This is a genomic window from Exiguobacterium sp. MH3 (assembly GCF_000496635.1).
GTDB classification, from domain to species: domain Bacteria; phylum Bacillota; class Bacilli; order Exiguobacteriales; family Exiguobacteriaceae; genus Exiguobacterium_A; species Exiguobacterium_A indicum.
This window is the reverse complement of the sequence record NC_022794.1, coordinates 2,242,252-2,269,243: the sequence shown is the minus strand read 5'-3', so window position 1 is coordinate 2,269,243 and position 26,992 is coordinate 2,242,252. Positions and strand designations below refer to the sequence as shown.

Sequence of the window (26,992 nt, the reverse complement as noted above, 5' to 3'; positions counted from 1 at the left end):
GGGATTATTGTCATGACGCAAACTAAAGGTTTAGAAGGAATCGTCGCGACTTCATCGAAAATCAGTTCGATCATCGATGGTCAATTGACGTATGGCGGTTATACGATTGATGATTTGGCGGAGCACGCCTCATTTGAGGAAGTCGTCTTCTTGTTGTGGAACGACCGTCTACCAAAAGAAGAGGAATTGAAGCAACTATCGGAAGCACTCATTTCCGAAGCAACGGTTGCGACTGCCGTTCTTGAAACAATGAAGGCAGCACCGAAGTCGGCGAATGCGATGGCGACGATTCGAACAGCGCTCTCTCAACTCGCGCTTTACGATGAGACATCGGAAGATATGTCGACTGAGGCGAATTACGCTAAAGCCATCAAATTACAGGCACAAATCGCAACACTCGTCACAGCTTACGCCCGTATTAAAAAAGGACAAGAGCCGATCGCACCTAAAACGGGTCTTTCATACGCAGGAAACTTCTTGTTCATGTTGACGGGTGAAGAGCCAACGGAAGTTGCAGAAAAAGCTTTCAACCAAGCGCTCGTTCTTCACGCTGACCACGAGTTGAACGCTTCGACGTTCACAGCACGCGTGTGTGTCGCGACGCTCTCTGACGTCTACTCAGGTGTGACGGCAGCGATGGGCGCATTAAAAGGACCACTTCACGGTGGCGCGAACGAAGCCGTCATGAAGATGTTGTTAGAAATTGATTCGGTTGAAAAGGTTGACGAGTATGTTCATAATAAACTTGAGAACAAGCAAAAAATCATGGGCTTCGGTCACCGTGTCTACAAGGACGGCGATCCACGTGCGAAGCACCTTCAAGAAATGAGTCGTCAGCTGACTGCTCAAATCGGGGAGCCGAAATGGTATGAGATGTCAGTTAAGATCGACGAAATCGTCCAATCGGAAAAAGGATTGAAACCAAATGTTGATTTCTATTCCGCTTCTACGTACCATGCACTTGGACTTGATACAGAACTATTCACTCCAATCTTTGCAGTAAGTCGGATGTCAGGTTGGTTGGCGCACATTTTAGAGCAGTATAGCGATAACCGTCTGATTCGCCCGCGTGCAGACTACACGGGTGAAACGCACCGGACATACGTGTCCATCCAAGAACGTTAAAAGGACGGGGAGGAGCAATCCTCTCCTGATTTTTGATGTAGATTACAATTACTTAAGGGGGATTTTTAGACATGGCTACACTTCAAGGCGAAAACATCACAGTAACTAACGGTACACTTCAAGTTCCAAACGCTCCAATCATTCCGTTCATCATTGGTGACGGAACAGGACCTGACATCTGGAACGCAGCGGTACGTGTGTTTGATGCAGCAGTTGAAAAAGCATACAACGGTGAAAAGAAAATCGAATGGAAAGAAGTCTACGCTGGTGAAAAAGCATTCAACAAAACAGGCAACTGGTTACCGGAAGAGACACTTGACCTCATTCGCGAGCACATCATCGCAATCAAAGGACCACTTACGACACCAGTCGGCGGCGGAATCCGTTCGTTGAACGTTGCTCTACGTCAAGAGCTTGATTTGTACACATGTCTTCGTCCAGTTCGTTACTTCACAGGTGTTCCTTCACCGGTTAAACGCCCAGAAGATACAGACATGGTCATCTTCCGTGAAAATACTGAAGACATCTACGCAGGAATCGAATACGCAGAAGGCAGCGAAGGCGCTGCAAAACTGCTTGAGTTCCTTCAAAACGAAATGGGTGTCAATAAAATCCGCTTCCCTGAGACATCTGGTCTTGGAATCAAACCGATTTCAAAAGAGGGAACAGAACGCCTTGTTCGTGCAGCAATCGAATATGCACTCGAGAACAAACGTGCTTCATTGACGCTCGTTCATAAAGGAAACATCATGAAGTTCACTGAGGGTGCTTTCAAAAACTGGGGCTACGAGCTTGCTGAGCGTGAATACGCAGAGCACGTCTTCACTTGGAACCAGTACGATCGCATCAAGGAAGAAAAAGGAACAGATGCTGCGAACAAGGCACAAGCAGACGCAGAAGCTGCTGGTAAGTTGATCGTGAAAGACTCAATCGCTGATATCTTCTTACAACAAATCTTGACTCGTCCAAAAGAGTTCGATGTCGTTGCGACAATGAACTTGAACGGTGACTACATCTCGGATGCACTTGCTGCACAAGTCGGTGGTATCGGAATCGCACCTGGAGCAAACATCAACTACATGACAGGTCATGCGATCTTTGAAGCAACTCACGGTACAGCACCGAAATACGCTGGACTTGATAAAGTCAACCCATCGTCTGTCATCTTGTCAGGCGAAATGATGTTCCGTCACCTCGGCTGGAACGAAGCGGCAGATCTCATCATCAAATCGATGGAAACATCGATCGAATCGAAAGTCGTCACATACGACTTCGCACGTCTCATGGATGGTGCGACTGAAGTGAAGTGTTCTGAATTCGCGGACGAACTCATCAAAAACATGTAATCCGATCAGGAGGAATGAGTCGATGAACAGACGGAAGAAGATCGCAGTCATAGGAAGTGGCTTTACGGGAGCGACGACGGCACTCTATCTTGCTCAGCGAGAGCTAGGAGATGTCGTCCTCGTCGACCGACCCGAGCAAGAGAATCCGACGAAAGGAAAGGCGCTTGATATGCAAGAGGCAGCGCCGATCCTCGGATTTGATGCTTCGGTAAAAGGGACATCGAACTATGCGGACATCAACGGTGCGGATATCGTCGTCATCACTGCCGGTATCGCCCGAAAGCCAGGCATGAGCCGCGAAGACCTTGTAAGTACGAATGCCACCGTCATGACAGCTGTGACGAAGGAAATCGTCGCGCATGCACCGGAATCAATCATCATCGTTTTGACGAATCCCGTCGATGCGATGACGTATACGGTCTATCAGGCATCTGGTTTTCCGAAAGAGCGTGTCATCGGTCAATCCGGTGTCCTCGACACGGCACGCTTCCGGACATTCTTAGCAGAGGAACTGAACGTTTCTGTAAAGGATGTATCGGGATTCGTACTCGGAGGACACGGGGATGACATGGTGCCGCTAATGCGTTATTCGCAGGCGGGAGGCATTCCAATCGAGAAACTGATATCCAAGGAACGGTTAGATGCGATCGTTGACCGAACGCGTAAAGGCGGCGGTGAAATCGTTCAATTACTCGGAAACGGTTCCGCTTACTACGCACCGGCAGCAGCAATTGCTGAGATGGTCGAGGCGATCTTGAAGGACCAGCGACGTATTCTCCCTGCCATCGCTTATCTCGAAGGTGAATATGGATATGACGATATGTATTTCGGTGTACCGGTCATTCTTGGCGGAAATGGTGTCGAGCATGTCTATGAACTCGAACTGACGACTGAGGAGCAAGAGGCTTTGTATCGCTCTGCATCTACAGTCCGCTCTGTACTCGACTTATTAAAATCTTGATTCAAAAAAAGACGAACTTGTCACTTTCGACAAGTTCGTCTTTTTTCATCTCGTCATAATCGATGAGGAGAAGCATAGTGTGATAACTTGGCATACCAAGGGCAGATCAGTATAAGAAGAAACGTCAGCCAAGGAATCAAATATCCGATTCGAAGGAAGTGACCTTGATGTTCCATATGTAGGTGTTGTGAGTTTTGACAATGCGGACAGGGCAGTCCGTGAGCAGACCAGATTAAACGATAGATTGTTCGAGCAGACCAGGATTGACGACAAACGGTACATCGTGCCACGTGAGTGCCTCCTTTCATTCATAGGTTTATTGTGTAAAGTGTGTTTTTCACAACATACGATACACATAGGCGAAAAGTTCCAATTTTAATAAACATGTAGAAAAGATGATTGTATTAGGGTAAGGACAAAGGTACGTCATTTTATTCCACTAAGGGGGATGCCACATGCGCGCCGTAACGTACCAAGGAGCAAAAGATGTTCAAGTCAAACAAGTCCAGGATCCATCGATTGATAAAAACGATGATATCATCGTCAAAATCACATCGACTGCAATTTGTGGATCAGATTTACACATCTATCAAGGAAATATGCCGGCTCACAAAGATTATGTCATTGGTCATGAACCGATGGGCATCGTTGAAGAGGTTGGACCAGGTGTGACGAAGGTCAAGCGTGGCGACCGCGTCGTGTTACCGTTTAATGTTGCTTGTGGTCACTGTTTCTTTTGTGAACATGATATGGAGAGTCAATGTGATAACTCGAACGGAAATCCCCATGTCGATACAGGTGGGTACTTCGGTTTTACAGAAGAGTTTGGTGGACATCCCGGTGGTCAGGCGGAATATTTAAAAGTTCCGTTCGGGAATTTCATGCCACTCGTGATTCCTGAATCATGCGAATTAGAAGATGAGGCATTATTGTTCTTATCTGACGTTTTACCTACGGCGTATTGGAGTGTCCTGCATGCGGGTGTGAAAAAAGGAGATACGGTCGTCGTACTCGGATCAGGACCAGTTGGACTAATGACACAAAAATTTGCATGGATGCAAGGAGCAAAGCGAGTCATTGCGGTGGATGATCAAGTGTATCGATTAAATCATGCTAAAGTCACGAATAAAGTCGAGACAGTGAATTTCTCGGATCACGCAGAAAGTGGTGCGTATATTAAAGAGCTGACACAAGGTGGAGCAGACGTCGTAATTGATTGCGTCGGTTTTGATGGGAAGATGTCCCCTGTAGAAAAAATTGAACAAAAGATTGGTCTGCAAGGTGGAACGTTGAGTGCCATTGACATTGCAAAGGACGCTGTCCGGAAATTTGGTACTGTGCAGTTGACAGGCGTCTACGCTAAAAAATATAATCAGTTTCCACTTGGCGATTTCTTTACCCGAAATATTACGCTGAAAATGGGACAAGCACCAGTCATTCATTTGATGCCGGAACTGTTCCAGAAAATCATCAATCAAGAATTTGATCCGACGGATATCGTGACACACCGAGTGGCACTTGATGATGCTGCTTCTGCCTATCAGACATTTAATGATCGGACAGATGGATGCATCAAGGTCGTCTTGAAACCATAAGCTATATCATACTCAAACAGCCCATCCGATTATTGGATGGGCTGTTGTACATCATAGGATTAAAAGAAGAAGACGGGCCATAGAAGACCGACGACTAGTCCGAGTAACAGACCGACGAACACCTGAAACTCGGTATGACCGACGAGCTCATTCAGGAGAGGGGTCTCATGGCGAATTCCTTTGAAATAATCATTGAGTAGTTTTGCCTGAACACCGACTGCTTGTCTGACACCGGTCGCATCATACATGATGATTGTCGCAAAGATGACAGCCAGTGCGAAAATCGAAGACGAGAAGCCCTCCTGAAAACCGATGACAACGGCTAAGGCGACGACAGTCGAACTATGTGAACTAGGCATACCACCGGAAGCAAACATGATTTCCAGGTCGAACTTTCGTGTCCGAACCAAACTCGTGACAAGCTTCGCTGCTTGAGCGATGAACCACGCCGTGATGGCTGCAAAAAGGGGATGGTTCCATTCCATACATTCTACCTCCTACAATTAACGATATGTATTGTTTCCCCGTTTTATTAGCTTTTACACGAACGATCTAGTTGGATTCGGCATCTCCTTTAAAGATTATGTAAAGAAACTGCAGAAAGATTTGTGGTTTTCCATTAAAAGTCGGTAAGATGAAGACAGACGAAGCGGATTCCACGGAATTCCTCATTCGAAAAGAAGGAAACTTGAGGGGGATGCAAGGTTTGAAAGATAAAATTATCGTGGTAGATGATGAGTTGTCGATTGCAACGTTGTTGAAGTTCAACTTAGAACAAGCCGGCTTCATCGTTGAAACAGCTCATGATGGGATGTCTGGTTTAAAATTAGCAGAAAAACAAGATGCGGCATTGATCGTCTTAGATTTGATGTTACCGGAGCTTGATGGTCTTGAAGTATGTAAACGTCTCCGCCAGCAAAAAATCAATACACCGATTTTGATGTTGACGGCAAAAGATGACGAATTTGATAAAGTTCTCGGATTAGAACTTGGAGCGGATGATTATTTGACGAAACCATTCAGTCCACGTGAAGTCGTTGCGCGCGTAAAAGCAATTTTACGTCGCATGAGTCATCAAACGACTTCGTCGGAAGAAGTGACGGATGGAACAATCATTATCGGAGATGTCAAAATCGTTCCTGACAATTACGAAGCATTTAAAGCCGAAGAGCGGTTAGAGCTCACGCCAAAAGAATTTGAGTTACTTGTTTACCTTGCAAAAAATAAAGGACGTGTGTTGACTCGCGACCAGTTGTTATCTGCCATCTGGAATTATGATTTTGTTGGCGATACCCGTATCGTAGATGTCCATATTAGTCATGTCCGAGAGAAAATCGAGCCGAATACGAAAAAACCGATTTACATTAAAACGATTCGCGGTTTAGGTTACAAGATGGAAGAGCCGAAGGCGGAATGAGTAAGTATCGCAAACGGTTTATCTTTAAAATGATTTCGTTCATCAGTCTCGTCCTTGTAGCACTTGGATTTTTATTAGGTCAATCCTTCAAAGAATTCTATGTCCAAAATGAAAAAGAAAAATTGATGGATGAAACAGCGCTAGTTGAGACGATTTTGAGAGATCGAGAAGTACCAGACATGTCTCGGTATGTAAATGAACTATATGCTGAATCGAATTTCGATATGATTTTATTCAACAGCCGTGGAGAAATCATTGCTGGAACACCTGTTGATGTGACGAAATTAAAAGTAGCGACCCTCAATTTTTCAGCCATTCCTGACGAGGGCACATTTGAATCGAAAACTGATGATAGTGTCGTCCAATTTACAAAACCTGTTCCGACAGCGGATGGGGGAGAAGTCTACGTCAGTTTCATTCGTTACGCCCAAGACTTGAATGTCATCTATTCACGGATTTGGACGGTCATCATTCTGTCCCTACTCGCCTCGTTAGTGATCATATTCTTGACGATCTATCGGTCGACGAAACGATTCCTACGTCCAATCGCAGAAGCAACAGATGTTTTACATGAACTGTCGCACGGGAACTACAAGTCGCGTGTGTATGAATTAGCGGCACCGGATGAATCACGCGATTTAGGGCGCTCTATCAATCTATTAGCGCGAAATCTCGAAAACGCATCGTCTGGTGAAGCAATGCAACGAGCACGTCTCGAATCTTTGATCGAATACATGGGCGCCGGTCTTATGTTGATTGATGAGAAGGGCTACGTCCTGCTCGTCAACCGGACGTATCGGGAAATGTTCAACATTCATGAACCGTCTAGTGGGAAGCTGTACTATCGTGTACTTCCGAACGAAAAAATGAGTCAGGTGATTGAAGATGTCTATCTGACGGAAAAACCGAATCGAAAGCAGTCGAGTGTTCGATTTGGCATCAATAGCCGGACGTTCATGGTCAGTGCCGCTCCGATTTTCGATAAGAACGGTCGGGTGCAGGGAACGACCGTCGTCTTTAACGACATCACGGAAATCAAGAAGCTAGAGCAGATGCGTAAAGACTTCGTCGCGAATGTCAGTCACGAATTGAAGACACCACTAACGTCCATTAAAGGATTTGCGGAAACGTTACTCGATGGTGCGCAAGAGGTTCCGGAAATCCGGGAGCAGTTCTTACGGATCATCCACGATGAATCGGAACGAATGCAGACATTGGTAGAAGATTTGCTTGAGCTGTCTCGTTTAGAACAAGATAACTATCAGCTCGAGACTGCAATCGTTGACGTGACAAGTCTCGTTCGGGAGACAGCAGCACTCCTGCATCGACGAGCAACAGAAAAAGAGATGACGATTCATATCGAAATGGAAGAGGAAGTCTTCATCCGAGCAGATCTGAATCGTCTGAAACAGGTCGTCGTTAACTTGGTTGCGAATGCGTTGAATTATACGCCGAACGGCGGCAACGTCTGGATTCAGCTCGAGGATGGAGAAGAGTCTGTCCAACTCATCATCAAAGATGACGGAATTGGTATTCATCCGAAAGAAACCCAACGAATCTTCGAACGTTTCTATCGTGTCGATAAGGCACGAAGCCGTAATTCTGGGGGAACGGGTCTTGGACTAGCCATCGTCAAACACATTGTCGACCTCCATCACGGTGAGATCGAAATCGCATCGGAAGAGCACAAAGGCACGACATTTACGATTCGTTTACCAAAACATGGCTGAATTTCACAGTGGATTCACATTTCCTTAATAGATGTATCTTATGATGAAAGTACCTTCTTCATCATCTGTATGGCGACTGGATCAGCTCCCATGTCGTCATGCCCTTGGCGGTTGACTCTCCGTGAGTCAATCGTTCTTTTTTTGGTCATTTTTAGCGAACAAATGTGTGTAGAGTGATACAATAGGAACAGAAAATCGATTAAAGGGGCGTAGATGATGGAAAATAAATTGCTATTGATTGATGGGAACTCGTTGACCTATCGGGCGTTTTTCGCCTTACCACCAATGACGGATGCGCAAGGACGAAATACGAACGCAGCTTATGGCTTTACGATGATGTTATTGAAGTTGCTCGAGGAAGAACAACCGACACATATGCTCGTTGCCTTCGATGCTTCGAGTGAAACGTTCCGTCATGATGTCTATCAGGAGTATAAGGGAAGTCGGGAAAAGACACCGTCCGAACTACGTGAGCAATTCCCGATCGTCCGGGATATCTGTGAAGCGCTCGGTATTCAAATGATGGAACTCCATCGCTATGAGGCAGATGATTTGATTGGTACGCTCGCACGAACGATGTCGACGGATCGGACGCGGATCGTCACAGGTGATAAAGATTTACTTCAACTTGTCACAGATAAGGTCGAAGTCTTGATCACGAAGCGTGGGATCACGGACGTCCAGTGCATGACGGAGGAACTGTTCGCTGAGACGTATGGTGGTCTAAAGCCGATTCAAATGATTGACCTGAAGGGGTTAATGGGGGATAAGTCGGATAACATTCCAGGGATTCCTGGGATTGGTGAAAAGACGGCGGTAAAATTGATTTCGGCATACGGTTCTGTCGAAGGACTGTATGAACATGTTGAAGACTTAAAAGGGAAGCAGAAGGAAAAAGTCATCGCGAACGAAGAACTCGCACGACTATCGAAAGAACTTGCGACGATTAAAGTTGATGTCCCGCTCGAGACGACGCTAGAGGATTTGCAAATTCGCGACGTTGATACCCAAGTGCCGTATTCGTTGTTCCAGTCGCTTGGCTTCAAGTCGTTGACGAATCGATTTGCTCCTGTCGTCAAAGAAGAGGATAAAGAGCAGTTGAACGTCGTGACGATCACTTCACTTCCTGAAGACGTCACCGATGCGGTGTTGCTTGCTGAACAGCTACGAGAGGATTACATGGAAGAAGACATCATCGGGTTTGCGATCGCGACGCCTGACACGATCTATGTTGCTGCTCCAACGCTCGTCGAGGATCCGGCATTCCGCCAATGGATCGAGTCGGAACATCGGAAGATTTGTCTCGATGCCAAACAAGTCGCATTCGCGTTGCGTAAGCATGGCTTAACCTTAAACGGTTATGAGGATTTGTTATTAGCGGGTTACTTATTGAATTTAAGTGGCGGCACGACGCTCGCTTCAATTGCTGGTCATTATGCATTGATGGCACCGAACGAAGAAGCGGTCCTCGGTAAGGGAGCCAAACGTCTAGCCCCAGCGGATGACGTATTATACCCTTATCTTGCAGAGAAGGCACGGATGATCGAATTATTGTTCCCGAAAGTCCGGGAAGAGTTGAAGGCGAATCAGCAATATGAGCTGTATGAAACACTAGAGCGTCCATTGTCAGGTGTCCTCGCTGAGATGGAGTGGACCGGGATTCGTGTCGACGTCGCGACCCTCCAATCGATGCAAGCAGATCTTGCCGGACGTTTAACGGAACTTGAGACGTTGGTCTTTGAAGCGGCAGGTGAGTCGTTCAATATCAATTCACCGAAACAACTTGGTGTGATTCTGTTTGAAAAACTCGAACTGCCCGCCTTCAAGAAAACAAAGACCGGCTATTCGACTGCCGCGGACGTCCTTGAAAAACTGCGTCCGTTGCATCCGGTCATCGATCACATCATGTTATACCGGGAGCTCCAAAAATTACAGTCGACGTATGTCGAAGGCTTACAAAAAGTCATCAAGGAAGACGGAAAGATTCATACCCGTTTTGCTCAGACGATTGCCCAGACAGGCCGTTTAAGTTCGGTCAATCCGAACCTTCAGAATATCCCGATTCGGATTGAAGAAGGACGGAAGATTCGAAAAGCCTTCGTTCCAAGTGAAGCAGGCTGGTCACTGTACGCTGCCGATTATTCACAAATCGAATTACGTGTCATGGCCGATATGTCGCAGGATCAGACGCTTGTCGATGCGTTCTTACATGATGAGGATATCCATACTCAAACGGCAAGTAGTGTCTTTGGTGTTGAACCGGAGGATGTCACAGGAAATATGCGGCGTCAGGCGAAAGCTGTCAACTTCGGCATCATTTATGGAATCAGCGATTATGGACTGTCACAAAACTTGAACATCACGCGGAAGGAAGCACAATCGTTCATCGATCGTTATTTCGAGCTGTTCCCGCAAATCAAACAGTTCATGGACACGGCAATCGAGACGGCACGAGCGAATGGATTCGTCGAAACGTTGATGAACCGGCGCCGTAACATCCCGGATATCAATTCGAAAAACTTCAACTTACGTGGTTTTGCGGAACGTACGGCAATCAATACGCCGATTCAAGGTTCCGCTGCGGATATCATAAAAAAAGCGATGCTTGATGTCCATGCTGCTTTACAGGCATCTGATCTGAAAGCGCGTTTGTTATTACAAGTACACGATGAGTTGATTTTTGAAGCACCAGACGAGGAACTCGACGCTTTACAAGCGCTTGTCAAACAAGCGATGGAGCAGACCGTCGAATTATCCGTACCGCTACGCGTTGATGGGGGCGCAGGACATACGTGGTACGAAACGAAGTAAGCAAGGAGGAATAGACGTGCCTGAATTACCTGAAGTCGAGACCGTTCGTCGCAGTTTAGAACGTTCGGTCTCTGGAAAAACAGTCTCTTCCGTCAAAGTCTACCACCCGAAAATGATTCGGGGGATGGAAGTGGCACCATTTGCAGATGCCTTACATCAAGAACGGATCGAACGCGTCGAACGTCGCGGTAAGTTCCTACTCTTTGATTTTGATCGTTTTTATCTCGTCAGCCATTTGCGGATGGAAGGGAAGTACTTCCCGTATCCGCAACCGGTCGAGCGGGATAAACATACTCATGTCGTCTTCCGTTTCACGGATGGTTCGGAGCTGCATTACAATGACGTCCGGAAGTTCGGAACGATGGAATTACGTGATAAGGAAACAGCGATGCAAACTGCTCCACTGGCACAGCTGGAGCGTGAACCATTTGATCCAGAGTTCACAGCAGAAGTGTTAGCGGAGAATTTAATTCGTAAAAAAAGAAGTCCAATCAAAACGGCATTGCTCGACCAATCGATCTTCCTTGGTCTCGGTAACATCTATGTCGATGAGACCCTTCATGCGGCACGTGTCCATCCGTTGACGAAGGCTGGTGCCTTGACGCTTGATGATATTTCACGCATCCATCAAGCCGGTGTCGACGTCTTACGAAAAGCGGTAGAAGCAGGGGGAAGTACGATCCGAAGTTATGTCTCACCTTCCGGAAAAGGTGAGTTCCAGCTTCAACTCGCGGTATACGGTCAAAAGGGCGAACCATGTCCCCGTTGCGGCACTGCCATTGAAAAAATCAAAGTCGGTGGACGAGGAACGCACTTCTGTCCGACGTGCCAACAGGTCGCCTTATGAGGGTTGGTCTGACGGGCAGTATCGCCACCGGTAAAAGTACGGTCTCTAGCTATCTGAAGCAAAAAGGAATAGCGGTCATCGATGCGGATCTTGTTGCGCGAGAAGTCATTGAACCAGGAGGGCGAGCCTATGATGGGGTCAAGATGGCCTTCCCGGAAGCATTCGAAGAAGGACGTCTCGTTCGTCCAAAACTCGGACAAATCATTTTTCAGGATAGCGAAAAACGACAACAGCTGAATCAGTTGATGCACCCAAGTATTCGACAACAGATGCTTGATGAAGCAGATGCCTATGAACGTTCAGGACATTCGCTCGTCGTATTTGATATTCCGTTATTACTTGAAGGCGATTGGCGGACGCTGTTCGACCGTGTCGTAGTCGTTTATTGTCCGGAAAACATGCAGTTAAGACGATTGATGCAACGTAATGATCTATCGGAAGAAGAAGCATATGCACGTATTCATTCGCAACTTAGCATTGAACAGAAAAAAGAGCTTGCGGATGATGTGTTCTTCAATGATGGGAGTCTTGATTCGTTATATCAACAAATCGATAAATGGTTAGTATTATATGACACCGATAAGCATGAGAGTGGTACATGAAAAGTGTGAAGTGAGAGAAGTTTCCATCTTCTCTCACTTTTTTTAGAGAACATAATGAAATCGCTTACATTTCATGATATAGTTCTATCTGTAAACGGAGCTACATCCGTCACATTGAAGGGGGATCCGCACATGGGAGTCAAGGTGGCAGTCAATGGTTTTGGTCGAATTGGTCGAATGGTCTTTCGACGTCTGATCGCTGAGGGGAAAAGCGAAGTCGTAGCAATCAATGCAAGCTATCCAGTCGAAACACTCGCACATTTAATCAAGTACGATACGGTACATGGGAAATTCAATTATCCGGTCGACATCATCGATGGGGCGTTGATGGTTGACGGAAGACAAATTCAAATCGTCAGTGAACGCAATCCTGAACTATTGCCGTGGGGGGAACTCGGCATCGATATCGTCGTCGAAGCGACAGGAAAGTTCAACTCAGATACGGGTGCTGCGAAGCATTTAGTGGCAGGCGCAAAAAAGGTCGTCATCACGGCACCTGCTAAAGGGGATGTCCGGACGATCGTCATGGGTGTCAATGACGACATGTATGATCATGAAACAGATGCTATCGTCTCGAACGCATCGTGTACGACGAACTGTCTCGCACCTGTCGTGCAAGTCATCGACCGGGCATTCGGAATCGAATCGGGTCTCGTGACGACGGTTCACGCGTTTACGAACGATCAAAATAATATTGATAATCCACATAAGGATTTACGACGCGCCCGTGCATGTGGCTCATCCATCATTCCAACATCGACAGGTGCGGCAAAGGCGATTTCTCTCGTCTTGCCACACTTGGAAGGAAAATTGAATGGACTCGCGCTTCGTGTTCCGACACCGAACGTCTCACTCGTCGATCTCGTCGTCGAAGTCAGTCGCGATACGACGGTTGCTGAAGTGAACGAAGCGTTCACGAAAGCAGCGGACGGTGCGCTTGAAGGCATTCTCGGAATGACGATGGAACCGCTCGTTTCGATCGACTTCAACGGAGAAGAGCGTTCGACGGTCGTCGATGGACTCTCGACGATGGTCATGGGTGGTCGTCAGGTGAAGGTCCTCGCTTGGTACGATAATGAGTGGGGTTACTCCTGCCGCGTCGTCGACCTCGTACACCTTGTTTCGGCGCACTTAGAGGCGATGGGAACGGTTGAAAAAGAACTTGAATTGAATTAATGACAACGGGCAGATCCCAGTAACGACGGGACCTGTCCCGTTTTTTTTCTAGAAATGTATTAATTTTTGAAATTTATCCTTGTGTATCTTTTTGATACTCGCTATAATTCAAATCGTGAACTTCAATCGGTCTGGCAATCGCAGCTTAAAGGGTTAGGACCTCTCTGGACTAACTTTCCCCCGTGGGTGCGAACGACTCAGGCGCAAAGTAAGTGATCAACTACTTTGAAGACCATTGAATGTAGGGGGGATCCACAAATGGATACTATGGGAAGACACATTATTGCAGAACTTTGGGATTGTAATCCTGAAAAATTGAACGACATGGAATTCGTTGAACGACTTTTCGTTGACGCAGCACTTCAAGCAGGTGCAGAAGTACGAGAAGTAGCATTCCACAAGTTTGCACCACACGGCGTCAGTGGCGTCGTCATTATCTCTGAATCGCACTTGACGATTCACAGTTTCCCAGAGCACGGGTATGCATCGGTTGATGTCTTTACTTGTGGGGATCGGATCGATCCAGCCATCGCAGCGAACTACATTGCTGAAAAGCTCGATGCGAAAATCCGTGAAAATGTCGAAATTCCACGTGGTATGGGACCAGTTCAAGTTCCAGCGGCTACTGTCCAGCACGTCAACTGACAACACACACGAATTCGTCAAGTCCTCGTCGTTCAGACGAGGGCTTTTTAATATGTCTGACGTCTGTTATTCTTAAAAGTAGAAGAAACAAAGAAAAGAGGATGACCATGGGACTGAAGGAACGCTTGCAAAAACAGCTAGAGACATCCGATACACATAAAAACGAAAATTTACGCACACACTACTATGCGGCAACAGTCGAGATGTTGTTTGCTGGTTTAGAAAATATCTTAAAGCAAGAGGGCGGGACAGTTCGTCGTGTTGACGCGGAACGTGGAGAACTCGCTTTTACATTAAAAGAAGTCGACGGACTCGCGACCGTCATTATGGTGGCGGGCGGACGTACGGCCGTCGATCTATTCTTACATCGTGAAAGTCTTCTCGGACCTGATCTCGAAAAACACATCGAGCGAATCTATGCATCACTTGATGCGGGATATCGATTAAAAATGATTGGAACAAAAGAAATCACGTGAACGGAGGTACGGCATGCGCTGTCCAGCCTGTAATTTTAACGGAACAAAAGTACTGGACTCAAGACCGGTCCAGGATTTCGGTTCGATTCGGAGGAGACGTGAATGTGAGTCTTGCGGCTATCGCTTTACGACTTTCGAAATGGTCGAACAGACCCCTTTAATCATCGTAAAGAAAGACGGAACGCGCGACGAGTTCAATCGTGATAAAATTTTGCGGGGACTAGTGCGTGCCTGTGAAAAACGACCAATTTCGATTGAACAGCTAGAAACAGTCGTCAGTCGGGTCGAAAAGGCATTGCGGGCGACAGCTCAGCATGAGATTCCAAGTGAGCAGGTCGGACGTCTCGTGTTAAATGAATTAGCTTCCGTCGATGAAGTAGCATACGTCCGCTTTGCGAGTGTCTATAAACAATTCAAGGACATCAATGTCTTTTTCCAAGAGCTCTCTGAGCTGATGGAGCGACATCAAGAAAATGACCGTGAAAATTGAACGTGATATAAGAGAGGTCGTCTGTCCGGTCAGCGCACCTCTCTTTTTCTCCCTAAAGAAAGGACGAGTCAGATGGTAGAACGTGAACTTTCCGGTACCGATCTTTGCTTAGTGATGAGCAATGGTGTCGTCGACCGTGAGGCTTATCAATCTTTATATTATTTGTACCAGCCGATCATTGGTGTCAAAGCACTTGGACTCTATCAAACGTTTTGGAGCGAGATGATTCCGGGAAAAACAAAATCCCAATACATCTCCCATGCAGAACTCGGAACGCTACTCGGTTTTTCCGTCGATGAGTTCAAGGAAGAATTATTCAAGCTAGAAGGGATCGGTTTGATCCGGACGTTCGAAGCGCGCCAAGCCGCGTATCGCTACATCTATCAAATCCGGGTGCCGCTTGCGCCGAACACTTTCTTGAATGACGGGGTGTTATCGAGTCTGCTATTCTACCGCGTCGGTGAAATCCGGTTCCGGTCGTTACAGCATCGTTTCCGGACGGAGCCGCTTCCGAAGAACATCGTTGATCGGACGGTCCGATTTGATCAAGTGTTCGATGTGAAAGCTGGTCTTGCTTCTGCGCATCAGCCGAAGGCCTATGCCAAACAGGAACGAGCAGTATATGAATTCGATTATTCGTTTGATTTAGAAGAGATGAAACGTCAAACCGATCGCTTTTTACCACGGACCTTTTACTCAAAGGCGATCGATCATCTGCTCGTGAAGCTTGCTTACGTCACGCAGTCGAATGAAGCATTGATGGCGGAACTGTTGAATGCCCGTTTCCGTCACGAAGCATACTTGCCGATGACCGATGCTGAGAAACAAGAACGTTGCAAACAGATGATGTTGTCAGCGAAACAAAAACTCAGCCGAGAGAAAAAAGCGAAGGTCGCCTCACTCGACACGATCGAGGTCGGAGACGTCGAAGCAACGGAGACGATGGAAAGCACCCATCCGAAGCATTATGTCGCGAAGTTGCGGAAGGTCAAAGCGCTGTCAGAACGAGATGAAGAGCTGATCCAGCAATTGATCATCGATTATGAAATGTCGTCTGGGATCGTCAATGCCGCCTACTATTATGCGCTCGTCGTCAAAAAAGACAATCGCTTCAGTAAGAACTTCCTCTTATCGATCGTCGATGATTGGAAACAGAAGGGGTACGTGACAGCATCCGAGGCACTGGCGAAGACGCAGGAGCAGGATGACTTGATCGCGAAGAAGCAGGAGCAAAAACAAGAACGCGCGCGTCAGACCGTTGGTGGACGTCGGGGACGGACAAGCAATACGAACGGCGGTCCGAATCCGAAATGGTTGCAAGAAGAGAAGGCGAAACAGCAACAGTATGAAGCCTCTAAAAAAGCGAGTTTCGAAGCGGATGTTCCAGACGATGAAGAGATGGAACGAATCTTACGAGAACTGAAGGGGAACTAAAGGAGTCGGGACATGGAACATATCCAATCATCTATCGAAAAAATATTAAGTCGACCGGACGTCGCAGAATCGGTTCGAGCGATTCAACAACGGGTGTTGTCTCATCCGGGGGTCGTCATGTTCTTACGGACCCATCCGGAAATCGATCAACGAATGATCGAGCGGGGCATGCTCAAGCTGAATGAATACGCGGAACAGATGGACGGGAATCGACTGATTGAAAGTAAGGCCGTCATTGAAGGTTATCAGCCGATCCTGCATGTCGAAAAAGGACAGATTGTCGTTTCGTATGAGAAGTCACAAGCGCTCAAAGATCGAGAGGATGAACGCGCACTTGAGAAAAAATTCAAGAGCCTATTCCTTCCGGACGAAGTCCGCGATGCGAACTTCAGTGATTTCGACTTGTCGACTACGGACCGGAAGCTTGCCTTGCGCGCGGCTTCGCAGTTCCTCAATCATCTGCGCTCAAAAGAGCATGTAAAGGGATTGTATCTGCACGGTAGCTTTGGTGTCGGGAAAACGTATCTCTTGGCTGCGATCGGGAATGCACTGAAGAAAGAACGGATTGCAACGATTCTCGTCCATGCTCCTGGTTTCGTCGCTGAAGCGAAACGACGAATCCGGTCGGACTCGTTCGATACGTTCCTCGAAGGATTCCAAACGATTCCAGTCTTGCTGATTGACGATATCGGTGCAGAATCGATCAGTCCGTGGGTACGGGATGAATTGTTCGGGATCATTTTGCAATACCGCATGATGCATCGTCTGCCGACATTATTCAGCTCGAACTTATCGTATGACGAACTCGAGCTTCATTTCGGGATTACGAACGATCAAGGTGATAAGTTAAAGGCCGCACGACTAATGGAACGGATCCGGACGACGACACAACCGATCGAGTTCCTCGGTGAAAATCGACGTCGCTACTAATTTTCCTTGTCAAGGAAGCGACCGATTCGTTATACTAATGACACGTCAATAGACGATGCAACGATTGAGGATAAGAAGTATGAAATGAACCAAACTAGCGAGAGAAGAATGGTGGAAGCTTCTCATGGCATCATTCATGTCTTTACTCCCTCATAGCACGAACGGGGCTAATCCGTTTGCGCCTCACGCCCGTTAACGCGTGTTCGAGCCGAACCAGTACATGGTCCGGGAACGAGGGTGGTACCACGAGATTAAGACTCGTCCCTTTTTAGGGATGAGTCTTTTTTATTTTGTTAAAGGGGGAAACAGTCATGTCAAACATCGCACTTACATTTCCAGACGGCGCCGTAAAAGAATTCGCAGCCGGCACGACAGCTGAAGAGGTTGCGGCTTCAATCAGCCCAGGACTTCGTAAAAAAGCATTTGCTGCAAAACTAAATGGACACGCCATCGATTACCGTCGTCCAATCGAAGAGGATGGCACAATCGAATTGATTATGCCGGATTCAGAAGAAGGTCTCGACTTGATTCGTCACTCATCGGCTCACTTGATGGCACAAGCTATTAAACGTTTATACCCAGATGAAACGATTCATCTCGGGATCGGACCGACAATCGAGAATGGTTTCTACTATGATATCGATATGGAACGTCGCCTAACTGAAGAAGATCTTCCGGAAATCGAGAAGATGATGAATAAAATCGCGGGTGAGAACTTGTCGATCGAACGCGAAGTCGTCTCACGTGACGAAGCACTCGCGATTTATAAAGAACTCAATGATCCGTTGAAAGTTGAATTGATCGAATCGATTCCTGCTGATCAGGATTTGACGTTTTACCGTCAAGGCGAATTCTTCGATCTCTGCCGTGGACCACACGTTCCAGCAACAGCGAAGTTACAAGTCTTCAAATTGATGAGCATTGCTGGTGCTTACTGGCGGGGCGATTCAAAAAATAAAATGCTTCAACGGATTTACGGTACAGCATGGGCAACAAAAGACCAGTTGAAACAACATCTCCACTTCCTTGCTGAAGCGAAAGAGCGGGATCACCGTAAACTCGGGAAGGAACTTGGATTGTTCTTCACTTCTCAAGAAGTCGGTCAAGGACTTCCGATGTGGCTACCAAAAGGAGCAGCGATCCGTCGGACAGTCGAGCGTTATATCGTCGACAAAGAACTCGAACTTGGATATGAGCACGTCTATACACCGGTCCTCGGTTCAGTCGATCTATACAAGACATCGGGTCACTGGGATCACTATCAAGATGACATGTTCCCGAAAATGGAGATGGACAATGAAGAACTCGTTCTTCGTCCGATGAACTGTCCACACCACATGATGGTCTACAAAAACGAACCACGTTCGTACCGTGACTTACCGCTTCGTGTCGCGGAGCTTGGTGGCATGCACCGGTATGAGATGTCTGGTGCCTTAACTGGACTCCAACGCGTTCGTTACATGGTCCTAAACGATGGCCATACGTTCGTCCGTCCTGACCAAATGAAAGATGAGTTCAAAGCCATCGTTCACCTCATTCAAGAAGTCTATGCTGACTTCGGAATCACGGATTACAAATTCCGTCTTTCGTACCGTGACCCAGCGGATAAAGAGAAGTACTTCGATAACGATGCAATTTGGGAAATGGCGCAACGTGAGTTAAAAGAAACAATGGATGAGCTCGAACTGGAATACTTCGAAGCAGAAGGCGAAGCTGCCTTCTACGGACCGAAGCTTGACGTTCAAGTTCGGACAGCACTTGGTAAAGATGAGACGCTTTCGACAGTCCAACTCGACTTCCTCTTACCAGAGCGATTCGAATTGACGTACAAAGGAAATGACGGACAAGATCACCGTCCGGTCGTCTTACACCGAGGTGTCGTTTCGACGATGGAACGATTCGTTGCATACTTGATCGAAGAATACAAAGGCGCGTTCCCAACATGGCTTGCACCAGTTCAGGTGAAATTGATTCCGGTTTCTAAAGTGCATGAAGACTATGCTCGTGAAATCAAAGCGATCTTGCTGAAAAAAGGAATTCGTGTCGAAACAGATTTCCGTGACGAAAAACTCGGATACCGGATTCGTGAAGCACAAGTCAACAAAGTACCAGTCATGCTCGTTTTAGGTGATAAAGAAGTCGAATCACGCGAAGTCAACATTCGTCGCTACGGCTCAAAAGACTCAAGCAATGCATCACTTGAACAATTCGTATCCGATTTAGAAACAGAAATCGCAAACCGTTCAAAATAATGGCGTATTACCGATTGTTCCGTTTTACGGGATGATCGGTTTTTTTGTATATCCTTTAAAACAAATGAAGTAGATCCGATAAACAAGAGAGTTAGTTTTGAAAAAAGAAGATGGAAATATTTATTTTTATTTGGGAAAGGATTAGAATGTAATGGGAAATGGATAAATTTGTTTTATGAGTAGAAAGGACGTATGACATTGAAACGAACACTGACAATAACACTTGCTGCCTCCCTCTTGTTCATAGGAACTTCAGCTGAACAGCCAAAAGCAGCAACAACTAAAAAGACATATCGCATCACACCAAAAACAGAAGCAATCGATCCCTTGATTCGAAAATACACGACCTACAATGCGAAAACACGAAATCATTATACGATGCGTTCTTATTTAGAAAGACTTGAAAAAGAGGGTGGGGGTACACTAGTTTTAACGAAAGGAACATATCTATCTCCACTGCGTGTCGGAATTCCATCGAACACGACGGTCATTTTAGAAGACGGAGTCATCATCAAAAAGACATCTGAAACAGGAACGTCGAAAATTAGTGCGACGACGAGTGTCTTTGATTTAGTAGCACCGTCTGTGTTACGTCTGAATAAAAAAATGTCGAAATACAACGGTACGAAAAACGCACGGATCATCGGAAAAGGAAACGCACAAATCGACTTAAACGGCTTTTCGCGAGGATCTGCCTTTGCGATTGCACACAATCAAAATTTATATATCGGTGGCATCACAGTGCGTAATCAAAAAGGATCACATGCGATGGAGTTAGACGCGACGAAAAACGCGACGATTGAAAATATGAAGTTCGTGGATGCGACAATGATAGCGAATACAGGACCAAATGAATCGATTAACTTAGATACACCGGATCCAATCACGAAAGGTTTTCCGTGGAAGTGGTCTGCTCAAGATGGTACACCAAATTCGGATATCACGATTCGAAACAATGTTTTTTCTAACATCAACGTCGCCATTGGCACACATCAATATACAGAGAATCGTTTACACACGAATATCCGGATTGAAAATAACTTGATCGAAAAGACGAAGGACTATGCCATTTCGATGATGAACTGGAAAAATCCGACCGTCATCAACAATACGATTCGAGATGTACACCGGGCAGACGGAAAAGCAATGACGATTTTAGGGCGAGGCATCATCGGTGGGACGATTCGCTATAATACATTCGAAAACGCCGATCGTGCGATTCAAATGCAACCGTTTCAAAGCGATGGATATGCACCAATTTATAACTCATTTACGGAAACAGAAAAACAGTACATGCAACAAAATACTGCCAAAGATGTTCAATTAAATAGAATCGTCTTATTTACGAAACTAAACGAATATACGTATGCAACAGCTGAACGATATGACTTTGTTCCGTACTAAACCAAGCAAAAGCACCCAAGACTAGCGTCGAGGGTGCTTGTTTTACGTTATGAACGCATTTGTTGCAAGAACGGTTCGATATCGACTTGAAGCGCTTCTGATAGTTTCTGACCGAGTGAAGCATCAGCACGGTAGAAGTTACAGATTGCGAGCAAGACTGTGTTCTCATGGCGAACCTGCTCGAGATCATTGACGAGGTTCTTCAGAAGAGCTGCTTGCTCGTCTTCTGTCAGACGACGGTATACTTCGCCGGCTTGACCGAAGTTGTTCGTCTTCTCGATTTCGAGACGACCGTGTTTATCATCAAGTAACGGCTGGTTTTCTTCCGTATACTCTGGTGTTTCTTTTGGTTCTTCTTGATATCGGTTTGGTTCGTAGTTCACCGGACTCGTTTGCTGACCAACTGGCATTGCACCATCACGTTGGTAGTTGTTCACTTGTGCGAACGGACAGTTGATCGGAAGTTGTTGGTAGTTCGTTCCGATACGGTAGCGTTGTGTGTCTGAGTAAGAGAATAGACGACCTTGTAACAACTTATCTTCAGATGGTAACATCCCTGGAATCAAGACACCTGGGTTGAATCCGACAGATTCTGTTTCAGCGAAGTAGTTATCGACGTTTTTGTTCAGTGTCATCGTACCAACGTGTTGGAACGGGATGACATCTTCAAACCAATCCTTTGTTGCGTCGAGCGGATCGAAATCGAACTGATCGACGTCAGCCGGATCGAGCACCTGTACGAACAGATCCCATTCCGGATAATCTCCGTCTTCAATCGCTTGGAACGTATCGTTTGAAGCGTGGTTGAAGTCTTTTCCTTGAATCTCTGTCGCTTCTTCTGCTGAGAGATTATGAATGCCAGCTTTCGGTACCCAGCGTAGTTTGACGTAAACCGTATTGCCATGAGCGTTCACCCATTTGAATGAATGGACGGAAGAACCACGCATTTTACGGTAACTTGCAGGAATCCCTTCATCCGTAAAGAGATGCATGAGCATGTTCGTCGATTCCGGACGAAGTGTCATGAAGTCCCAGTAACGGTCGGGATCTTGAATATTCGTGCGTGGATCTGGTTTAAGTGAATGGACCATATCCGGGAACTTCATAGCGTCACGAATGAAGAAGACAGGAAGGTTGTTCCCGACGAAATCCCAGTTTCCTTCTTCTGTATAGAACTTGACAGAGAATCCACGTGGATCGCGGAGTGTCTCTGGAGAATGCGTGCCGTGAATAACAGTCGAGAAACGGGCGAAAACAGGAACTTCTGTCCCTTCTTCTTGTAAAAACGCAGCTTTCGTGTACTTTTTCATTGAGTTTTTGACAGTGAAGACACCGTGAGCACCGAATCCACGAGCGTGTACGACACGCTCAGGTACACGTTCCCGGTCGAAATGGGCCATCTTTTCAATTAATTGATAGTCTTCTAATAACGTTGGTCCGCGACGTCCAGCCGTACGTGAATTCTGGTTGTCTCCGATTGGTACACCTTGATTGGTCGTTAATCGTTTTTCAGTCATCTGTTATTCTCCCCCTTATGTAAGATTAAATTGATTATAAAACAATAATCATTCTAAATAAACAATTTTGCTTGCGAATGTTCTGAATCTTTTTTTCCATGTTAAGAGTGTACCCGTGAAAAACAGGTTAGAAACTTCTTGCTTATCCGTCAAAGGATTGCTATTATAATCAAGTATGTGAGCAACGTTCTGTAAGAACATAGAAAGCGGCTTGACATCACGGGAAAACAAGTGCTATGATAGCAAAGTGAAATGACAACAAAGCAGAAGCATCCCGCTTCTCACCATGTATGACGACTCGTACTGGTTCATCATGAAGATACGCAATGTGTAGTGACTGCTATGCTTTGACGTTCCTTATGAGTGTGGGCGGGAAGAACTGCCGACGCTTTTTTTATAGCGTTTTCTATCATTCATTTTTCGTGCAATGCACGATGGAGGTGCTAACCATTAGCAAAGATCTGTTAATCAATGAAAGCATCCGTGCCCGGGAAGTTCGTCTTATCGGAGCGGATGGTGCTCAACTAGGTGTCCAATCACGCAACGAAGCGCTACGTCTCGCAGAGGAAGCGGAACTTGACCTCGTCATGGTCGCTCCACAAGCGACGCCGCCAGTTTGTAAGATCATGGACTACGGTAAATACCGTTTCGAGATGCAAAAGAAGGACAAAGAAACTCGGAAGAATCAGAAAGTGATTCAGATGAAAGAAGTTCGTCTTAGCCCGACGATCGAGGAGAACGACTTCCAAACGAAATTCCGTAATGCGAAGAAATTCTTGGAGAATGGTAACAAAGTGAAAGCGAGCATTCGTTTCCGCGGTCGTGCCATCACTCACTCGGAAATCGGTAAACGCGTTCTCGAACGCCTCGCAACGGATTTAAGTGAGTTCGGTGTTGTGGAACAGAGACCGAAGATGGAAGGACGCAGCATGTTCCTCGTGCTTGCTCCTAAGAAAGAAGACTAATCGAATCGAAGTAGGAGGGAATCTCTCATGCCTAAAATGAAATCGCACCGCGGTGCTTCTAAACGTTTCAAACGTACTGCTTCTGGCAAATTGAAACGTGGTCGTGCTTACACAAGCCACTTGTTCGGTAACAAATCAACAAAAGCGAAACGTAAATTACGTAAAGCTAGCATGGTATCTACGGGTGACTTCAAACGCATCCGTCACATGATCGCGAAGTAATTTATCCAATCGTATACAGATTTAGGAGGGAATTTATATGCCACGCGTAAAAGGCGGATATACGACTCGTCAACGTCGTAAAAAACAACTCAAATTAGCTAAGGGCTACTACGGCTCGAAACATACACTCTTCAAGGTTGCGAAACAGCAAGTCATGAAATCTCTCATGTACGCTTACCGTGACCGTCGTCAAAAGAAACGTGACTTCCGTCGCCTCTGGATCACTCGGATCAATGCGGCAGCACGTATCAACGGTCTTTCTTACAGCCGCATGATGCATGGTCTTAAATTAGCAGGTATCGACGTTAACCGTAAGATGCTCGCTGACCTCGCAGTTACAGATGCAACTGCATTTGCTTCACTTGCTGACACAGCAAAAGCAAAATTGAACGCTTAAGTTCTACAATTCGTCGGGGAATTTAATTCTCCGACGTTTTTTTCGATTTAATGATAAAATAAGAAGGCACGTCGATGAGACGGTCATATGATTTTTTTAGATAGAAGGAGAATTAAAGATGGATTGGTTGACACTTTTTGAGATGCAAGAACAGTTGGATAAACGGATTCAGTCAGAACATCAATTGACAGGCAATCAATTCGACGAGCGTCTGCTCGCCTTATTGGTCGAACTCGGTGAACTTGCGAACGAGACACGTTGCTTTAAGTTCTGGTCGAAGAAGGGACCATCCGCTCAAGTCACAATTCTTGAGGAATATGTCGATGGCGTCCATTTTCTACTCTCACTAGGTTTAGCACTTGATTACAAGAAAAGTCATTTTACAGAAGGTGACTTCTATTTGACAGCAACAGATGCTTTTTTAGACGTCTATAACAAAACGAACGTCTTTGCGATTTCGCGGACGGAACAAAGTTATGATGTTCTAATTGGTGCATACCTTGCATTAGGTGCTACACTAGGCTTTACACAGGATATGATTTTCAAGGCTTACATTTCTAAAAATGAAGCAAACCATGTGCGACAAGACAACGGTTACTAAGGAGGAAATCAGATGAACGAACAATTACATATGCTAAAACGTCTCACGGACGCAACAGGTGTACCGGGAAACGAAAAAGAAGTCCGGAACCTCATGCGTGAATATTTAGAACCTCATGCAGAAGCATTCCACCAGGATGGTCTCGGTAGCCTCTTTGCTGAACATAAAGGCGCAGGCGAAGATGCGCCACGTGTATTGATTGCGGGTCACATGGATGAAGTCGGATTCATGGTCACGAAGATTGATGAAAAAGGATTCCTTCGTTTCCAACCACTCGGCGGTTGGTGGGGTCAGGTCCTCTTGGCACAGCGTATGAATATTGTGACGTCATCTGGTGAAGTCATTCCAGGTGTAATTGGTGCAAAACCACCTCATGTTTTACCACCGGAAGCGCGCAATAAGCCGGTCGACATTAAAGACATGTTCATCGATATCGGTGCTTCATCAAAAGAAGAAGTCGACGGTTGGGGAATTCGTCCGGGTGATACGGTCGTTCCACATTGCGAATTTACTGTGATGAAAAATGAGAACTTCTTGATGGCAAAAGCGTGGGACAACCGGATTGGTTGTGCCATCGCAATCGAAGCAATCAAACGCTTAAAAGCAGACGGACATCCGAACACGATTTTCGCAGGAGCGACTGTTCAGGAAGAAGTCGGATTACGTGGGGCTCAAACTGTCGCACACCTGCTCAAACCATCAATCGCCTTTGCTGTCGATACAGGTATCCCGGGTGACACGCCAGGAATGACCGATCGTGAAGCATTGTCGAAATTAGGTGAAGGCGTTCAAGTCATCATGTTCGATGCAACGATGATCGCACATCGTGGATTGATTGATTTCGTGACGAAAGTCGCAACAGAAGAAAATATCAAGTATCAACTGGACTTAACACCAGGTGGCGGAACGGATGCAGCGAAGTTCCACTTATCGAATACAGGTGTTCCATCACTTGCATTGACTGTACCGATTCGTTACCTGCACACGAATGTCTCAATCATGCATAAAGCCGATTTCGAAGCAGCCGTCGATTTAGTCGTTGCTGTGACAAAACGTCTGGATGCGGAGACTGTCCAAGCGATCTACGAGGGGTAATAAAACAATGAAGCACATCGCATCAGCAAAGAACGAAATCGTTAAACAATGGAAAAAACTCTTAACGAAAAAAGGACGTCTGCAGACGAACCGTTTCTTAATTGAAGGAGAACACTTGATTGAAGAAGCTGTTCGCGCTGGAATCGTCAAGGAATTGATTGTGCGTGAATCGTATCAAGTACCCGGTTCTTGGAAACGAAATGCCGATGTCTTTACGATTGATGATGCCGTCATCAAAGTACTGGCTGAGACGGAAACGTCGCAAGGCATCTTCGCTGTCTGTGAGATGAAACAAGCTTCGGCACAATTAGAGCGAGGACGCTATTTGTTGCTCGATCGTCTGCAAGATCCAGGGAACGTTGGGACGATGATTCGGACAGCTGACGCAGCTGGATTCGATGGGGTCGTCGTCGGACCGGGAACAGTTGACGTCTATAACGGAAAAGTCATCCGTGCGACGCAAGGATCGCTGTTCCACCTACCGGTCATCTCCATGCCACTCGAAGAGGCAGTCAATGCCCTGCACGAACAAGGAATTGCGGTAATCGGCACGGCGTTAGAAGGAGCGACGTCTTATCAAACGATCGCACCGATGGATGCACTCGGTTTAATCATCGGAAACGAAGCACAAGGCGTTGCGCCAGAATTGCTCTCTTACTGTGATGAGCGTGCTTACATCCCGATTCGTGGTAAAGCGGAGTCTTTGAATGCGGCAGTAGCGGCTGGCATTTTGCTCTATCATTTTGCAAGCGTGGATTGAAACCGGCAAGCGTTCATGCTAAAGTGAACATCAGGAATACATCATGGACGTTGATGGAACAGAGTACGTTAGGGAACGATTCAATCAGGGAGAAGCGGTCGTAGACTGAAAACTGCTTCATGAATCTGCTAACCGAATTCACTCCGGAGTCGCACGAGAGATCGTGACGGGATGCGCCCGTTATCGCGCAATTG

General features: G+C 46.3%; 25 protein-coding genes. 23 read left to right on the top strand and 2 right to left on the bottom strand.

Annotated elements, in window-relative coordinates:
* The first annotated feature begins 12 nt into the window (after positions 1-12).
* From citZ to U719_RS11970, 4 genes are all read left to right on the top strand, one after another.
* On the top strand, positions 13-1,125 hold the full coding sequence (citZ, locus tag U719_RS11985) for a citrate synthase (protein ID WP_023469035.1): 1,113 nt from the start codon (positions 13-15) through the stop codon (positions 1,123-1,125).
* A 71-nt stretch (positions 1,126-1,196) separates the two neighbouring features.
* The gene (gene icd / locus U719_RS11980; RefSeq protein WP_023469034.1) at positions 1,197-2,471 is read left to right on the top strand and encodes an NADP-dependent isocitrate dehydrogenase; all 1,275 of its coding nucleotides are present in this window, start codon (positions 1,197-1,199) and stop codon (positions 2,469-2,471) included.
* Positions 2,472-2,493: 22 nt separating this feature from the next.
* The gene (mdh, locus tag U719_RS11975) at positions 2,494-3,432 is read left to right on the top strand and encodes a malate dehydrogenase (RefSeq protein ID WP_023469033.1); all 939 of its coding nucleotides are present in this window, start codon (positions 2,494-2,496) and stop codon (positions 3,430-3,432) included.
* 455 nt (positions 3,433-3,887) lie between these two features.
* Positions 3,888-5,027, top strand: coding sequence for a zinc-dependent alcohol dehydrogenase (locus U719_RS11970; RefSeq protein WP_023469032.1), 1,140 nt, complete (start codon positions 3,888-3,890; stop codon positions 5,025-5,027).
* A gap of 59 nt (positions 5,028-5,086) precedes the next feature.
* Here the strand turns inward: U719_RS11970 and U719_RS11965 are convergent, their stop codons facing one another.
* Positions 5,087-5,512, bottom strand: a complete 426-nt coding sequence (locus tag U719_RS11965; protein WP_023469031.1) for a divergent PAP2 family protein — start codon at positions 5,510-5,512, stop codon at positions 5,087-5,089.
* 221 nt (positions 5,513-5,733) lie between these two features.
* On the opposite strand from U719_RS11965, the gene U719_RS11960 reads away from it, so the two are divergent.
* From U719_RS11960 to U719_RS11900, 13 genes are all read left to right on the top strand, one after another.
* Positions 5,734-6,444, top strand: a complete 711-nt coding sequence (locus U719_RS11960) for a response regulator transcription factor (protein ID WP_035396870.1) — start codon at positions 5,734-5,736, stop codon at positions 6,442-6,444.
* On the top strand, positions 6,441-8,174 hold the full coding sequence (gene pnpS / locus U719_RS11955; RefSeq protein WP_023469029.1) for a two-component system histidine kinase PnpS: 1,734 nt from the start codon (positions 6,441-6,443) through the stop codon (positions 8,172-8,174). Before U719_RS11960 ends, pnpS begins: the two co-directional genes overlap by 4 nt.
* Before the next feature lie 213 nt (positions 8,175-8,387).
* Positions 8,388-10,985: a DNA polymerase I gene (gene polA, locus U719_RS11950; RefSeq protein WP_023469028.1), complete on the top strand. Its 2,598-nt coding sequence runs from the start codon at positions 8,388-8,390 to the stop codon at positions 10,983-10,985.
* A gap of 16 nt (positions 10,986-11,001) precedes the next feature.
* The gene (gene mutM / locus U719_RS11945) at positions 11,002-11,832 is read left to right on the top strand and encodes a DNA-formamidopyrimidine glycosylase (RefSeq protein ID WP_023469027.1); all 831 of its coding nucleotides are present in this window, start codon (positions 11,002-11,004) and stop codon (positions 11,830-11,832) included.
* The gene (coaE, locus tag U719_RS11940; RefSeq protein WP_235147588.1) at positions 11,811-12,434 is read left to right on the top strand and encodes a dephospho-CoA kinase; all 624 of its coding nucleotides are present in this window, start codon (positions 11,811-11,813) and stop codon (positions 12,432-12,434) included. The genes mutM and coaE overlap by 22 nt, the downstream gene beginning before the upstream one ends.
* A gap of 132 nt (positions 12,435-12,566) precedes the next feature.
* Positions 12,567-13,610, top strand: coding sequence for a glyceraldehyde-3-phosphate dehydrogenase (locus U719_RS11935; protein WP_023469025.1), 1,044 nt, complete (start codon positions 12,567-12,569; stop codon positions 13,608-13,610).
* Positions 13,611-13,868: 258 nt separating this feature from the next.
* Complete coding sequence (gene speD, locus U719_RS11930) at positions 13,869-14,255, top strand: adenosylmethionine decarboxylase (protein ID WP_023469024.1); 387 nt, start codon at positions 13,869-13,871, stop codon at positions 14,253-14,255.
* A gap of 107 nt (positions 14,256-14,362) precedes the next feature.
* Positions 14,363-14,731 (top strand): hypothetical protein, encoded by a 369-nt coding sequence (locus U719_RS11925; RefSeq protein WP_023469023.1) that lies wholly within the window; start codon positions 14,363-14,365, stop codon positions 14,729-14,731.
* A gap of 13 nt (positions 14,732-14,744) precedes the next feature.
* Positions 14,745-15,221 carry a transcriptional regulator NrdR gene (nrdR, locus tag U719_RS11920; RefSeq protein ID WP_023469022.1) on the top strand — a complete coding sequence of 159 codons (477 nt, stop codon included), beginning with the start codon at positions 14,745-14,747 and terminating at the stop codon, positions 15,219-15,221.
* 72 nt (positions 15,222-15,293) lie between these two features.
* Entirely contained in the window at positions 15,294-16,655 is a 1,362-nt protein-coding gene (locus U719_RS11915) for a replication initiation and membrane attachment family protein (RefSeq protein WP_023469021.1), read from the top strand.
* Between the two features lie 12 nt (positions 16,656-16,667).
* Entirely contained in the window at positions 16,668-17,585 is a 918-nt protein-coding gene (gene dnaI, locus U719_RS11910) for a primosomal protein DnaI (protein ID WP_023469020.1), read from the top strand.
* Positions 17,586-17,896: 311 nt separating this feature from the next.
* A complete protein-coding gene (gene thrS, locus U719_RS11905) occupies positions 17,897-19,837 on the top strand; it encodes a threonine--tRNA ligase (protein WP_023469019.1) in 1,941 nt (646 codons plus the stop codon).
* A 192-nt stretch (positions 19,838-20,029) separates the two neighbouring features.
* The gene (locus tag U719_RS11900) at positions 20,030-21,241 is read left to right on the top strand and encodes a hypothetical protein (RefSeq protein WP_023469018.1); all 1,212 of its coding nucleotides are present in this window, start codon (positions 20,030-20,032) and stop codon (positions 21,239-21,241) included.
* A 47-nt stretch (positions 21,242-21,288) separates the two neighbouring features.
* Here U719_RS11900 and U719_RS11895 read toward each other — a convergent pair whose 3' ends face one another.
* The gene (locus U719_RS11895) at positions 21,289-22,758 is read right to left on the bottom strand and encodes a catalase (protein ID WP_023469017.1); all 1,470 of its coding nucleotides are present in this window, start codon (positions 22,756-22,758) and stop codon (positions 21,289-21,291) included.
* 434 nt (positions 22,759-23,192) lie between these two features.
* On the opposite strand from U719_RS11895, the gene infC reads away from it, so the two are divergent.
* The 6 genes from infC to U719_RS11865 all read left to right on the top strand — a co-directional run bounded on the left by infC (position 23,193) and on the right by U719_RS11865 (position 26,798).
* On the top strand, positions 23,193-23,723 hold the full coding sequence (gene infC, locus U719_RS11890; RefSeq protein ID WP_029342318.1) for a translation initiation factor IF-3: 531 nt from the start codon (positions 23,193-23,195) through the stop codon (positions 23,721-23,723).
* Between the two features lie 27 nt (positions 23,724-23,750).
* Positions 23,751-23,945, top strand: coding sequence for a 50S ribosomal protein L35 (gene rpmI / locus U719_RS11885; protein ID WP_023469015.1), 195 nt, complete (start codon positions 23,751-23,753; stop codon positions 23,943-23,945).
* Positions 23,946-23,982: 37 nt separating this feature from the next.
* Complete coding sequence (rplT, locus tag U719_RS11880) at positions 23,983-24,342, top strand: 50S ribosomal protein L20 (protein WP_012371057.1); 360 nt, start codon at positions 23,983-23,985, stop codon at positions 24,340-24,342.
* Between the two features lie 118 nt (positions 24,343-24,460).
* The gene (locus tag U719_RS11875; RefSeq protein ID WP_023469014.1) at positions 24,461-24,943 is read left to right on the top strand and encodes a dUTP diphosphatase; all 483 of its coding nucleotides are present in this window, start codon (positions 24,461-24,463) and stop codon (positions 24,941-24,943) included.
* A 12-nt stretch (positions 24,944-24,955) separates the two neighbouring features.
* The gene (locus tag U719_RS11870; RefSeq protein WP_023469013.1) at positions 24,956-26,038 is read left to right on the top strand and encodes a M42 family metallopeptidase; all 1,083 of its coding nucleotides are present in this window, start codon (positions 24,956-24,958) and stop codon (positions 26,036-26,038) included.
* Entirely contained in the window at positions 26,013-26,798 is a 786-nt protein-coding gene (locus tag U719_RS11865; RefSeq protein ID WP_369792088.1) for a TrmH family RNA methyltransferase, read from the top strand. The genes U719_RS11870 and U719_RS11865 overlap by 26 nt, the downstream gene beginning before the upstream one ends.
* The last annotated feature ends 194 nt before the right edge of the window (positions 26,799-26,992 follow it).